Consider the following 11,900-nt stretch of genomic DNA (forward strand, 5'->3'; position numbering starts at 1 on the left):
CCTGATCGACCACGGCTGGACATGTCGCACACCGAGGAGAAGATCCCCTCGCACGCCATCGTGCTCGCGATCGTCTTCTTCCTGTTCTGCCTTCTGGGCCTGTTCTTCCTCCTGCTGAAGGAGAAGAAGACCACGGGCTACATCCAGATCACCGTGACGAGCGCGGGCCGGCACCACTCGACGATGGTCCCGGCCCTCGGACCGCAGACCTTCCCGGCCGTCATGGGCCAGATCAACTACGCCCGGTCGCTGAGCGCCATGTGAGTGCCGGCCCCGGCCGGCCGGGGCCGCCTCGCCTCAACGAGTGATCGCACCACCGGGCTCCCGGACCGTCGCCGCGCCCTTTCGCCCGGACACTCTAATCTGACGACATGTCAGACCATGAGTCGTACGAACTGCTCGGTTTCGACAACGCCGTGCTTCCCGTCGGCGACCTCGGCGAGGCCGTCGCCTTCTACGAGCGGGCCGGGTTCAGCGTCGCGTTCCGCTTCGACGAGGGCGGGATCGCGCTGTTGAAGGTCGGGGGCGAGACCCCCGGGATCCTGCTGCGCCTGGAGGACGGGCTGGGGCACCGGCCGCCGTCCTGGCCCGCGCCGCGCCTGTGGCTGGAGGTGGCGGACGCGCGCGCGGCGGCACGACAGCTGGCCGCCGCCGGGATCGCGCCGCTCGACGAGGCCTTCCCGGTGGCCACCGGCTGGACCGTGGAGACCGCCGACCCGTGGGGCAACGTCCTCGGCTTCACGGACTACTCCAAGCGCCCCCAGCTGGGGCGGAGGAACTGAGAGCAGCACCACACGCACCCCTCCACCTCTTGCGTTGAACGCGTTCAAAAACAGGTCTACAGTCATCCCTGCCAGCGTTTTGAACGCGTTCAAGAAGGGGTGGGGCATGGACCGCACCGTCATCGCCTACGTCATCTACCTGGTCGTCAGCATCGCGCTGACCGTCTGGGTGGCCCGCACGCTCAGCCACAACGGCCGGATCTTCCTCGCCGACGTGCTGCGCGGCAACGAGAAGCTCGCCGACGCCGTCAACCACCTCCTGGTGGTCGGCTTCTACCTGGTCAACCTCGGCTTCGTCGCGCTGTACCTGAGCGGCAGCGGAACCATCGACGACACCCGCGGCATCTTCGAGGCCCTGTCGACCAAGCTGGGCGTGGTGCTGCTGGTGCTCGGCGTGATGCACCTGGGCAACGTGTACGTGCTCAACAAGATGCGGCGCCGCGGGATCATGGAGCGGGAGCAGCAGCCGCCGGTGCCGCCGCAGGCCTGGGTCCCGCCCACGGCCGGGGCGTGAGCACCGTGACCGCCGCGGCCGCGGACCGGGGCGCCGCCGGTGCCCCGGTCCGCGGGCTCACCGTCCTGTACGACGCCGAGTGCGGCCTCTGCACCCACCTGCGCGACTGGCTCGTACGGCAGTCGCAGCTGGTGCCGCTGGAGCTGGTGCCGGCCGGGTCGGCCGAGGCCCGCAGGCGCTACCCGGGGCTCGATCACGCCGCCACCCTGGACGAGGTCACCGTGATCGGCGACTCCGGTCAGGTCTACCAGGCCTCCCGCGCCTGGATCGTCGTGCTGTGGGCCCTGCGCGAACACCGCCCGCTGGCCCACAGGCTGAGCACTCCGGCCGGGGCGAGGCTGGCCCGGGGCGCGGTGCTGGCGGCCGCGAAATGGCGGGGCGCACAGGGGCGCGGCGGGCAGTGGGGCGGCCAGACGTACCGGCAGGGCGACATCGGCGGGGGCGGCACGCAGCGCCTCGCCGAGGGATGGGTGTACCACCCGAGCACGGGCTGGAGTTACAACCCGCCGTCCTGCTCCGACGGCCGGTGCGCCACTGGTTAGGCTCCTCTCGTGCCCGCGAAGAACGACGGCCCCGAGGCGGCCGATCCCAAGACCAAGTCCGAGCAGACCCGCGCGCTGATCCTGGAGACCGCGATGCGGCTGTTCCAGGAGCGCGGCTACGACAAGACGACGATGCGGGCCATCGCCAAGGAGGCCGGGGTCTCCGTCGGGAACGCCTACTACTACTTCGAGGGCAAGGAGCACCTGATCCAGGGCTTCTACGACCGGATCGCCGTCGAGCACCAGGTGGCGGTCCGGGAGGTCCTGGCCCGGGAGACCGATCTGGAGGCCCGCCTCGCGGGCGTCCTGACGGCATGGCTGGACATCGCCAGGCCGTACCACGAGTTCGCGGTCCAGTTCTTCAAGAACGCCGCCGACCCCGACAGCCCGCTCAGCCCCTTCTCCCCGGAGAGCGAGCACGCCCGCGAGTCGGCCATCAGCGTCCACCGCGAGGTGCTGGCCGGCTCCAGGTCCAAGGTGGCGCCCGAGCTGCGGGACGTCCTCCCGGAGCTGATGTGGCTCTCCCAGATGGGTCTCGTCCTGTACTGGATCTTCGACCGCACCGAGGGCCGCGAGCGCAGCTACCGACTGGCCCGCCGGGGGGCGCGGCTGACGGCCCGCGGAGTCGCCCTGGCACGCTTCCGGGTGCTGCGCCCGCTGGTCCTGGAGGTCCATGAACTGTTCACGGACTTCCTGCCGGGAATGACGAGGGCGCTGCCGGACCCGCGTTCGCGCTGACCGGGTCCGGTCCGGACGGCACGGGCGGAACACCCCGTGCCGTCCGCGGGCCGGCCGGATCCCGTTCGGGTGCCGCGGACGGAACTCCCCCGTGCCGTCCGCGGGCCGATCAGATCCAGTTCAGGCGCCACAGGCGGAAGACGCCCGTGCCGTCCGTGAGGTACTGGCCCCCGCCGACGTCCTCGATGCTGACCACGTACTCCTTGGCCTGCCACAGCGGGATCAGCGGCACGTCGGCCGCCACGTCCGCCTGGATGCCGCGGAAGTCCTCGGCGGCCCGGCTGCGGTCGGGGTACTGCTGGCTGTCCAGGATGAGCTGGTCGACGGCCTTGTTGCTGTATCCGGTGCTCATCGTGGAGCCGGAGCCGACGAGCGGGGAGCCGAAGGTGTCCGCGTCGGGGTAGTCGGCCACCCAGCCGACCGCCCAGGCGTCCATCTTCCCGGCGGCCCAGCGCTTCTGGAAGTCCGTCCACTCGTATCCCCGCACGTCCACCTTGAACAGACCGGTCGCCTCCAGCTGCTTCTTCAGCGTCGCGGCCTCCTCCGCGCCCTGGCCCCGCCCCTTGCCGTAGCCGAAGGTGAAGTGCACCGGCAGGGTCACCCCGGCCTGGGTGAGCAGCTCGCGCGCCTTCTTGGCGCTCTGCGTCGGGTAGGCGTCGAAGAAGGACGTGGTGTGGCCGGTGATGCCGGTCGGGATCAGCGAGTACAGCGGGTCGACCGTGCCGTGGTACACCGTGGCGGCCAGCTGCTCGCGGTTGACCAGCCAGGCGATGGCGCGGCGCACGCGTGCGTCGTGCAGCGGGGAGCCGGTGCGGGTGTTCAGGTAGAGGTTGCGGGTCTCGGAGCTGTCGGACTCGGAGACGCGGTTGTCCGGGTCGCTCGGGTTCAGCTCGGAGAGCACGGTCGGCGGCAGCGTCCGGGTGGCGACGTCGACCTGCTTGGTCCTCCAGGCGCTGTCGAGCTTCTGGGAGTCGGCGTAGTAGCGCAGTTGGACGGGGCGGCCGGTACCGCTCAGATAGCCCTTGTAGTGCGCGTACGGCGCAAGGTCGGCCTGCCGGTCCTTCGTGTACGAGGTCAGGGTGTACGGGCCGGTGCCGTCGACCCCGGAGTCCTTGCGCAGGGCGCCGGCCGGGTACTTGTCCTTGTCGACGATCGAACCGGCGCCGGTGGCGACCTTCAGCGGGAAGGTGGCGTCCGAGGACGAGAGGTGGAAGGTGACCGTCGTGGCGTTGTCGGCGCTCACCGAGCCGAGGGTGGAGAACAGGGACGCCGGGCCGAGGTCGGAGTCGATCTTCTTGACCCGGTCGAAGGAGTACTTCACGTCCTCGGCGGTCATCGTGCGTCCGCTCGGGAAGGTGATGTCGTCGCGCAGCCTGCACTGGTACGTCTTGAGACCGCCGCCCTCGAACGCGCAGCTCTTCGCCGCGTCCGGGACCGGCTCGACCCCGTCCGGCTCGAAGGTGAGCAGCGACTGGAAGACGTTGCTGAACAGGGCCCAGGAACCGGCGTCGTAGGCGCCGGCCGGATCCAGCGACGTGACGGCGTCCGTCGTCCCGACCGTGATGGCCTTGTTCTTGCTCTCCTGCGACGGCAGCAACTGCCAGCCGCCGATGCCCACGACGGCGAGTACGAGCAGCGTCACGAGAATCCGCATGCGAACCGATCGCATGGTGGTGCCCTCCCCAGGCCTTCAAGGCCCTACCCCTGGCCAGCACAATGTCGCCACTCCCCTAAGCGGCGCGGCTCACCTAATCACACGGATTTCACTGGGGGAAGGGCTTTCTGACCAGATGGGGAAGAACTTACCGAGGTGTTGTTTCGGCCGGGTTTCACAGCGTCTTCACAGGCGTGGGAGCGGTTCCCCTCACGCGCGCGCGGCGGCCGGCTCGATCACCGTCACGTCCGGCGGCGCCCCCACCCGGGTGGGCGGCCCCCAGGCACCCGCGCCCCGGCCGACGTACGGCTGCGTGTCGCCGTAGCGGTCGAGACCGGCCGCGGTCGGGTTCGCGCCGGCCGCGAGGAGGCTGCCGGGCCGGAGCCGGCCGCCGCGGCCAGGGCGACGAGCACGAGGACGACGACCACCGCCACCGGTCCGCCCCCGCTATGAGGTCCGGCGCAACGCGCGCAGACCACGCAACCCGATGACCCCGATGACCGTCCCCAATACGGAGGAGACGACCGCCAGCAGCAAGTGCACCCAGAAGTACGCGGTCGGGTGCCCGTCGTCGAAGGCGAGACCGCTGCTGTCCTTGATCAGGTTCTTGACGAAAGTGACCCAGATGACCCAGCTCCACACCCCGAAGGCAAGCAGGAACCAGGAGACCGGGCGGCTGAGTTTCACAGGGGCAGACCTTTCGACACAGTGCCGGGCCACCGCGGCCGGCCGGGGCGGCCAGGGGGCCGGGGGTTGCTCCCCGGATGAGCACGGCACGACATCAGTATCGCCGCCGGGTCTCCTGTCGCGTGTGCGGGGTGGGGCGCGCGGCGGGACTTCGCGTCCCGCGGCAGGTACGTTCTCGACCGTGCCCGCACCCAAGAAGACCGGCCGGCGATCCCTGCTGGTCGCCTCCGCCACGCTGCTGTCCCTCTCCTTCACCGCTCCCGCCGCCCTCGCGGCCCCGACCCCCTCGACCAGCCCCACGGCCACTCCCCCGGCGCACATGTCGGAGGTCGGCGGCGTCCGGCTCGGACAGCCCGGGACGCAGGTGAACCTCGCCGGCACGGTGCCGGTGCTCCCCAAGGACCTCACCGCCCGCTCCTGGATCGTCTCCGACGCCGAGTCGGGCGACATTCTCGCCGCGCACAACGCGCACTGGCAGCTGCCTCCGGCGAGCACGCTGAAGATGCTGTTCGCGGACACCGTGCTGCCCAGGTTCCCGAAGACGACGGAGCACAAGGTGGTTCCGGCCGACCTGGCGGGCATCGGGGCGGGCTCCAGCATGGTCGGCATAAAGGAGAACGAGACCTACACGGTCCACGACCTGTGGCTCGGCGTCTTCCTGCGCTCCGGCAACGACGCCGTCCATGTGCTGTCCTCGATGAACGGCGGCGTCGAGCAGACCGTGCGGGACATGCAGGCGCACGCCGGGGAGCTCCAGGCCCTCGACACGCACGTGGTCAGCCCCGACGGCTACGACGCCAAGGGCCAGGTGTCCTCCGCGTACGACCTGACGCTGTTCGCCCGCTCGGGCCTGCAGAAGAAGGACTTCCGGGAGTACTGCGCGACCGTGCGGGCCGAGTTCCCCGGCGCCACCGTGAAGAAGGGCAAGGGCAAGGGCGGGGGGAAGGGCGGGGACAAGGGCGAGGGCACGTCGTCCGCCCGCGAGTCCTTCGAGATCCAGAACACCAACCGGCTGCTCAGCGGCGACACGGACGTGCCCGTCTACCAGGGCATCGCCGGTGTGAAGAACGGCAACACCACCAACGCGGGCGCCACCTTCACCGGCGTCGCCGAGCGGGGCGGCAGGGTGCTGCTGGTCACCGTGATGAACCCGGAGAAGCACGAGCACAACGAGGTCTACAAGGAGGCCGCGAAGCTGCTCGACTGGGGCTTCCAGGCGGCCGGCAAGGTCAACCCGGTGGGCGAGCTGGTCCCGCCGAAGAACGCCGCGCAGTCCACGGCCCAGCCGGGGGCCACCGCCTCCACCGGAGCCACGCACGGAACCTCCGGTTCCGGCTCGAAGCCGGTGGTCGGCTCCACCGCCACGGGCGGCTCCAGCGGGGTCGGCACCGCCCTGGCGGTCGCGGGCGGGCTGCTGGTGCTGCTGGCCGGCGGGGCGTTCCTGGTCAACCGCCGTTGGCCGCTGCCGGACCTGATGCGCCGTCGGTCCCGTCCCTGAGGTCGCCCTCCCCGCCCTCTTCGCCCTCCCCGCCCTCTTCGCCTTCTTCCTCCTTCCCGCTCTCCTCGTCCTCCCCGCCCTCGTCACCCTCCTTGCCCCGCGTCGCCGTCCAGGCGGCGCAGAACAGGAGCAGTTTCGCGGTGAAGTTGATCCAGAGCAGCAGCGCGACCGGGACGCCGAACGCGCCGTACATGCTCTTTCTGGCGATGCCCTGGATGTAGCCGCTGAGCAGCAGCTTCAGCAGCTCGAAGCCGACGGCGCCGAGCAGCGCGGCCACCAGCAGCCGGCGGCGCGGCGGTTCGACGCCGGGCAGCAGGGTGAGGACGTAGAGCAGCAGCAGGAAGTCGGCGAGCACGGCGACGGTGAACGCGGCGATCCGCAGCAGGATGCCGCCCCAGCCCGACCGGTCGATGCCGAGCTGGTCGGTGATCCAGCCCACCATCGCGGAGGCGACGGTGGAGATGGCCAGCGTGGCGAGGACGGCCCCGCCGAGGCCGACCAGGATGCCCGCGTCCTTGACCTTGGCGAGGACCGGGTTCTGCTCGGCGTCGGGCAGCTCCCACACCGCGCGCAGACAGTCGCGCATCTGGCCCACCCAGCCCATGCCGGTGAACAGCAGCAGGGCGCCGGCGATGAGCCCGACGGTGCCGGCGTTCTGGACCAGGGAGTGGATGTCCACCTGATCGGCGAGGCCGGGGAGCTGGTCGGAGATCTTGCTCTGCAGGTTCTTCTGCTGCGCGGGGCTGAGCGTGGCGGCGGCGATCGCCCCGGCCAGCGTCAGCAGCGGGAACAGCGCCACGAAGCTGATGAAGGTCATCGCGGCGGCCAGCCGTGTCCACTTCACCCGGTCCAGACGCTCGTACGAGTGCCACGCGTGCGTGGCCGTCAGCCAGGTGACGATCGGCCCGATCCCGGGAAGCCTCTTCAGCCAGTCCATGATCCGACTGTGCCCGCTCCGAGGAGGGCAACACCGCGTTTCTTCACCAAGACGGTCATATACGGGCTATACGGTCAGCAGTCATGAAGGACGCCACCGCACTGCCCCGGTCCCTGCTCGTCCTCGGCGGCACCTCCGAGATCGCGCTGGCCACCGCCCGCCGCCTGATCGCCCGCCGTACCCGCACCGTCTGGCTGGCGGGCCGCCCGGGACCCGCCCTGGACCAGGCGGCCCGGAGCCTGCACGCCCTGGGCGCGGACGTCCGCACGGTCGCCTTCGACGCCCTCGACCCCGCCTCCCACGAGACGGTCCTCGGCAAGGTGTTCGCCGAGGACGGCATCGACATGGTGCTGCTCGCCTTCGGCATCCTGGGCGACCAGGCCTACGACGAGCGCGACCCGCTGCGTGCCGTCGAGGTCGCCCAGACCAACTACACCGGAGCCGTATCGGCCGGCCTGGTCGCCGCCCGCGCCCTGCAGACCCAGGGCCACGGCTCCCTGGTGGTCCTCTCCTCGATCGCCGGGGAACGGGCCCGTCGCGGCGACTTCATCTACGGCTCCAGCAAGGCCGGCCTCGACACCTTCGCCCAGGGCCTCGGCGACGCGCTGCACGGCACCGGCGTGCACGTCATGGTCGTACGCCCCGGGTTCGTCCGCACGAGGATGACCGACGGACTGCCCGAGACGCCGCTCGCCACCACCCCCGAAGCGGTCGCCACGGCCGTCGAACTGGGCCTGCGCCGCCGCTCGGAGACCGTGTGGGTACCCGGAGCACTGCGGCTGGTGATGTCGGCGCTGCGGCACGCACCGCGGGCGCTGTACCGCAGACTGCCGCTCTGACGGAGCCGGGGGCCGGGGCTACCGGCTGGCGATCGTCCCGCGCTCGATGTCGGGACGGCCCCCCTGCGGCGGCACCACGGACCCGCCGAACGCGTACTCGCGCAGCTTGCGCCACACCTCGTCGACGCCCTGCTCGTACAGCGCGAAGCCGGTGCACGGCCACTCGGCCTCGAAGTCGGCCAGCCCCGCGAAGGCGCGGTCCATCGCCGCGTCGTCGATGCCGTGCGCGACCGTGACGTGCGGGTGGTACGGGAACTGCAGGTCGCGCGCCACGGGCCCGGAGGCCTCGCGGATGCGCTGCTGCAGCCTGCTGCAGTCCTCCGCACCCCGGACTACACGGACGTAGACCACCGGGGACAGGGGCCGGAAGGTGCCGGTCCCGGACAGCCGCATCGGGAACGGCCGGCCGGCCGCGGCGACCTCCAGGAGATGGGCCTCCACCGCCGGCAGGCCGGCGGCCGCCACCTCGGTCGGCGGCAGCAGGGTGACATGCGTGGGGATGCCGTGAGCCGCGGGGTCGCCGAAGCCCGCGCGCCGCTCCTGGAGCAGGCTGCCGTGAGGCTCCGGGACCGCGATCGACACGCCGATCGTTACGGTCCCCACGTCGTCTCCCGTCGTCGTGTTTTCTCTTCTCGGCCGCTTCGTCCGGGCCGTCGGATATTGACTGTACGGCCACGGATGTCCTGTGGGCAGGCGCAGCAGAAGTGATGTGCAGCGCTCTGCCCTCTCGGACATGCGTGCGGCGTACGCCGCGGTGCTCCCGGGTGCTTCCCGGTGCCCCCGGACGCCTTCCCGGTGCCCCCGGGCGCCCGGTGCTGCCCCGGCTCGCGGCTCAGTGCTTGGCCGGCAGGAAACCCACCCGCTCGTACGCCTGCGCAAGCGTCTCCGCGGCGACGGCACGCGCCTTCTCCGCGCCCTTGGCGAGGACCGAGTCGAGCGTCTCGGGGTCGTCCAGGTACTGCTGGGTGCGCTCCCGGAACGGCGTCACGAACTCGACCATGACCTCGGCGAGGTCCGTCTTGAGCGCGCCGTAGCCCTTGCCCTCGTAGGACGCCTCCAGGTCGGCGATGCCGGTCCCGGTGAGCGTCGAGTAGATCGTGAGCAGGTTGCTGACGCCGGGCTTGCTCTCGGTGTCGAAACGGATCACCGTGTCCGTGTCGGTGACCGCGCTCTTGACCTTCTTCGCCGTCGTCTTCGGCTCGTCGAGCAGGTTGATGAGGCCCTTCGGCGTGGACGCCGACTTGCTCATCTTGATCGACGGGTCCTGCAGGTCATAAATCTTCGCCGTCTCCTTGAGGATGTACGGCTTGGGGACGGTGAAGGTCGGGCCGAAGCGCCCGTTGAAGCGCTCGGCCAGGTCACGGGTCAGCTCGATGTGCTGGCGCTGGTCCTCGCCGACCGGCACCTCGTGCGCCTGGTACAGCAGGATGTCCGCGACCTGCAGGATCGGGTACGTGAACAGGCCGACGGACGCGCGGTCGGCGCCCTGCTTGGCGGACTTGTCCTTGAACTGGGTCATGCGGGAGGCCTCGCCGAAGCCGGTGAGGCAGTTCATGATCCAGGCGAGCTGGGCGTGCTCGGGCACATGGCTCTGCACGAAGAGCGTGCACCGGTCCGGGTCCAGGCCCGCGGCCAGCAGCTGCGCGGCGGCCAGCCGGGTGTTGGCACGCAGCTCCGCGGGGTCCTGCGGGACCGTGATCGCGTGCAGGTCGACGACCATGTAGAACGCGTCGTGGGACTCCTGCAGGGCCACCCACTGGCGGACGGCGCCGAGGTAGTTGCCGAGGTGGAACGAGCCTGCGGTGGGCTGGATTCCGGAGAGCACGCGGGGTCGGTCAGTGGCCATGTTCACCATTCTCTCAGCTGCGCGCTCCCCCTGAGGACACCGGGGGATTCCGGCTCGTTCCGCTTGATCGTCCGGTGGATGATCAAGCCGGGTGCGATCGGCGCCGGCCGGGCCCGGACCAGGACTCCTGCGGGCGTGGCGGCCGGCGGCGGCTTCCCGATGCGCCGCGCGGCGGCCCGGCGCAGTGCCGGGCCGCCGCGCGAGGAGCCCCGTGCGGGCCTCGTGAAGGGCGGGCGGGTCAGCCCAGGTCGACCTCGGGGTACAGCGGGAAGCCCGCCACCAGGTCCGTCGCCCGCTGGGAGATCTCCTGCGCCACCTTCGCGTCCAGGACGTGGGCCGCCTTGGACGGGGCGCCCGACTTGGTGGTGCCCGGCTCGGTGGTGGTGAGGACGCGGTCGATCAGGCCCGCCACCTCGTCCATCTCCGCCGTGCCCAGGCCCCGGGTGGTGAGCGCCGGGGTGCCGATGCGGATGCCGGAGGTGTACCAGGCGCCGTTCGGGTCCGCCGGGATGGCGTTGCGGTTGGTGACGATGCCCGATTCGAGGAGGGCCGCTTCGGCCTGGCGGCCGGTGAGGCCGTAGGAGGTGGCCACGTCGATCAGGTTGAGGTGGTTGTCGGTGCCGCCGGTGACCAGGGTCGCGCCCCGGCGCATCAGCCCCTCCGCCAGTGCGCGGGAGTTGTCGACGATGCGCTGGGCGTAGTCCTGGAAGGACGGCCGGCGTGCCTCGGCGAGGGCGACCGCCTTGGCGGCCATCACGTGCGGGAGCGGGCCGCCGAGGACCATCGGGCAGCCGCGGTCGACCTGGTCCTTGAGGGAGTCGTCGCACAGGACCATGCCGCCGCGCGGGCCGCGCAGGGACTTGTGGGTCGTGGTGGTGACGATCTGGGCGTGCGGGACCGGGTCGAAGTCGCCGGTCAGGACCTTGCCGGCGACCAGGCCCGCGAAGTGGGCCATGTCGACCATGAGGGTCGCCCCGACCTCGTCGGCGATCTCCCTCATGATCCGGAAGTTCACCAGGCGGGGGTAGGCGGAGTAGCCCGCGACGATGATCAGGGGCTTGAACTCGCGGGCCTGGGCGCGCAGGGCCTCGTAGTCGATCAGGCCGGTGGCCGGGTCGGTGCCGTAGGAGCGCTGGTCGAACATCTTGCCGGAGATGTTCGGGCGGAAGCCGTGGGTGAGGTGGCCGCCGGCGTCCAGGGACATGCCGAGCATGCGCTGGTTGCCGAAGGCCTGGCGCAGCTCGGCCCAGTCGGCCTCGGAGAGCTCGTTGACCTGGCGGACGCCGGTCTTCTCCAGGAAGGGGACCTCCACCCGGTCCGCGAGGACGGCCCAGAAGGCGACGAGGTTGGCGTCGATGCCGGAGTGCGGCTGGACGTAGGCGTGCCGGGCGCCGAACAGCGCCTTGGCGTGCTCGGCGGCCAGGGACTCCACCGTGTCGACGTTGCGGCAGCCGGCGTAGAAGCGGCGGCCGATGGTGCCCTCGGCGTACTTGTCGCTGAACCAGTTGCCCATGGCGAGCAGCGTGGCCGGGGAGGCGTAGTTCTCCGAGGCGATCAGCTTGAGCATCTCGCGCTGGTCGGCCACCTCCTGGCCGATGGCGTCGGCGACGCCCGGTTCGACGGCGCGGATCACGTCGAGGGCGGCGCGGAAGGCGGTGGACTCGGCGGAAAGAGACGCGGAATGGGGGGCATTCTCAGGCATCGGGACCTCCGGACGTGGCGTTCGGCATGTTCGGTTCGGCCCAGGCGCACGGCACAGTTCCCGCTCGGGCCGCTCCCCGATGGTCCGTCCCATCCCAGCGCGCCAGTCACGGCCCGCTGATCAGCCTACCGGGCGCGCCACGGGGGCGAGATCCCGCGTCC

Annotated in this window: 12 protein-coding genes, 2 pseudogenes and 1 riboswitch; of the genes and pseudogenes, 7 read left to right on the plus strand and 7 right to left on the minus strand. The window is 71.1% G+C overall.

Translation table 11 applies throughout. From position 1 onward, the window contains the following. Nucleotides 1-18: 18 nt before the first annotated feature. The 5 genes and pseudogenes from ACZ7P3_RS19145 to ACZ7P3_RS19165 form a co-directional block, all read left to right on the plus strand. Nucleotides 19-264: pseudogene (locus tag ACZ7P3_RS19145) on the plus strand (hypothetical protein); the annotation flags it as partial. A 107-nt stretch (nt 265-371) separates the two neighbouring features. Further along, the gene (locus tag ACZ7P3_RS19150) at nt 372-782 is read left to right on the plus strand and encodes a VOC family protein (protein WP_472083115.1); all 411 of its coding nucleotides are present in this window, start codon (nt 372-374) and stop codon (nt 780-782) included. A 106-nt stretch (nt 783-888) separates the two neighbouring features. Then, nucleotides 889-1,296 (plus strand): hypothetical protein, encoded by a 408-nt coding sequence (locus tag ACZ7P3_RS19155; protein WP_472083117.1) that lies wholly within the window; start codon nt 889-891, stop codon nt 1,294-1,296. 5 nt (nt 1,297-1,301) lie between these two features. After that, a complete protein-coding gene (locus tag ACZ7P3_RS19160; RefSeq protein WP_472083870.1) occupies nt 1,302-1,838 on the plus strand; it encodes a thiol-disulfide oxidoreductase DCC family protein in 537 nt (178 codons plus the stop codon). Between the two features lie 9 nt (nt 1,839-1,847). Then, nucleotides 1,848-2,576 carry a TetR/AcrR family transcriptional regulator gene (locus ACZ7P3_RS19165; RefSeq protein ID WP_472083119.1) on the plus strand — a complete coding sequence of 243 codons (729 nt, stop codon included), beginning with the start codon at nt 1,848-1,850 and terminating at the stop codon, nt 2,574-2,576. A gap of 109 nt (nt 2,577-2,685) precedes the next feature. Here the strand turns inward: ACZ7P3_RS19165 and ACZ7P3_RS19170 are convergent, their stop codons facing one another. The 3 genes and pseudogenes from ACZ7P3_RS19170 to ACZ7P3_RS19180 form a co-directional block, all read right to left on the minus strand. Beyond that, entirely contained in the window at nt 2,686-4,230 is a 1,545-nt protein-coding gene (locus ACZ7P3_RS19170) for an ABC transporter substrate-binding protein (protein WP_472083121.1), read from the minus strand. A gap of 210 nt (nt 4,231-4,440) precedes the next feature. After that, nucleotides 4,441-4,623 (minus strand): annotated as a pseudogene (locus ACZ7P3_RS19175) (metallophosphoesterase); the annotation flags it as partial. A 54-nt stretch (nt 4,624-4,677) separates the two neighbouring features. Then, on the minus strand, nt 4,678-4,917 hold the full coding sequence (locus tag ACZ7P3_RS19180) for an SCO4848 family membrane protein (RefSeq protein ID WP_472083123.1): 240 nt from the start codon (nt 4,915-4,917) through the stop codon (nt 4,678-4,680). Nucleotides 4,918-5,098: 181 nt separating this feature from the next. Between ACZ7P3_RS19180 and ACZ7P3_RS19185 the strand changes: the two genes are divergently transcribed. Then, nucleotides 5,099-6,415: a D-alanyl-D-alanine carboxypeptidase family protein gene (locus ACZ7P3_RS19185; protein ID WP_472083125.1), complete on the plus strand. Its 1,317-nt coding sequence runs from the start codon at nt 5,099-5,101 to the stop codon at nt 6,413-6,415. On the opposite strand, the gene ACZ7P3_RS19190 is transcribed toward ACZ7P3_RS19185, so the two are convergent. Continuing rightward, the gene (locus tag ACZ7P3_RS19190; RefSeq protein WP_472083127.1) at nt 6,363-7,352 is read right to left on the minus strand and encodes a YihY/virulence factor BrkB family protein; all 990 of its coding nucleotides are present in this window, start codon (nt 7,350-7,352) and stop codon (nt 6,363-6,365) included. The two genes, ACZ7P3_RS19185 and ACZ7P3_RS19190, sit on opposite strands and share 53 nt — an antisense overlap. A gap of 83 nt (nt 7,353-7,435) precedes the next feature. On the opposite strand from ACZ7P3_RS19190, the gene ACZ7P3_RS19195 reads away from it, so the two are divergent. After that, nucleotides 7,436-8,191 carry a decaprenylphospho-beta-D-erythro-pentofuranosid-2-ulose 2-reductase gene (locus tag ACZ7P3_RS19195; protein ID WP_472083129.1) on the plus strand — a complete coding sequence of 252 codons (756 nt, stop codon included), beginning with the start codon at nt 7,436-7,438 and terminating at the stop codon, nt 8,189-8,191. 18 nt (nt 8,192-8,209) lie between these two features. Here ACZ7P3_RS19195 and ACZ7P3_RS19200 read toward each other — a convergent pair whose 3' ends face one another. The 3 genes from ACZ7P3_RS19200 to ACZ7P3_RS19210 all read right to left on the minus strand — a co-directional run bounded on the left by ACZ7P3_RS19200 (nt 8,210) and on the right by ACZ7P3_RS19210 (nt 11,739). Next, on the minus strand, nt 8,210-8,794 hold the full coding sequence (locus tag ACZ7P3_RS19200; protein WP_472083131.1) for a 2'-5' RNA ligase family protein: 585 nt from the start codon (nt 8,792-8,794) through the stop codon (nt 8,210-8,212). Nucleotides 8,795-9,023: 229 nt separating this feature from the next. Further along, nucleotides 9,024-10,037, minus strand: a complete 1,014-nt coding sequence (trpS, locus tag ACZ7P3_RS19205) for a tryptophan--tRNA ligase (protein WP_472083133.1) — start codon at nt 10,035-10,037, stop codon at nt 9,024-9,026. Nucleotides 10,038-10,275: 238 nt separating this feature from the next. Next, nucleotides 10,276-11,739: a glycine hydroxymethyltransferase gene (locus ACZ7P3_RS19210; protein WP_472083135.1), complete on the minus strand. Its 1,464-nt coding sequence runs from the start codon at nt 11,737-11,739 to the stop codon at nt 10,276-10,278. Nucleotides 11,740-11,770: 31 nt separating this feature from the next. Continuing rightward, a riboswitch (ZMP/ZTP riboswitch) is annotated at nt 11,771-11,859 on the minus strand. Between the last annotated feature and the right edge of the window lie 41 nt (nt 11,860-11,900).

The organism is Streptomyces sp. NPDC107581 (genome assembly GCF_055657175.1).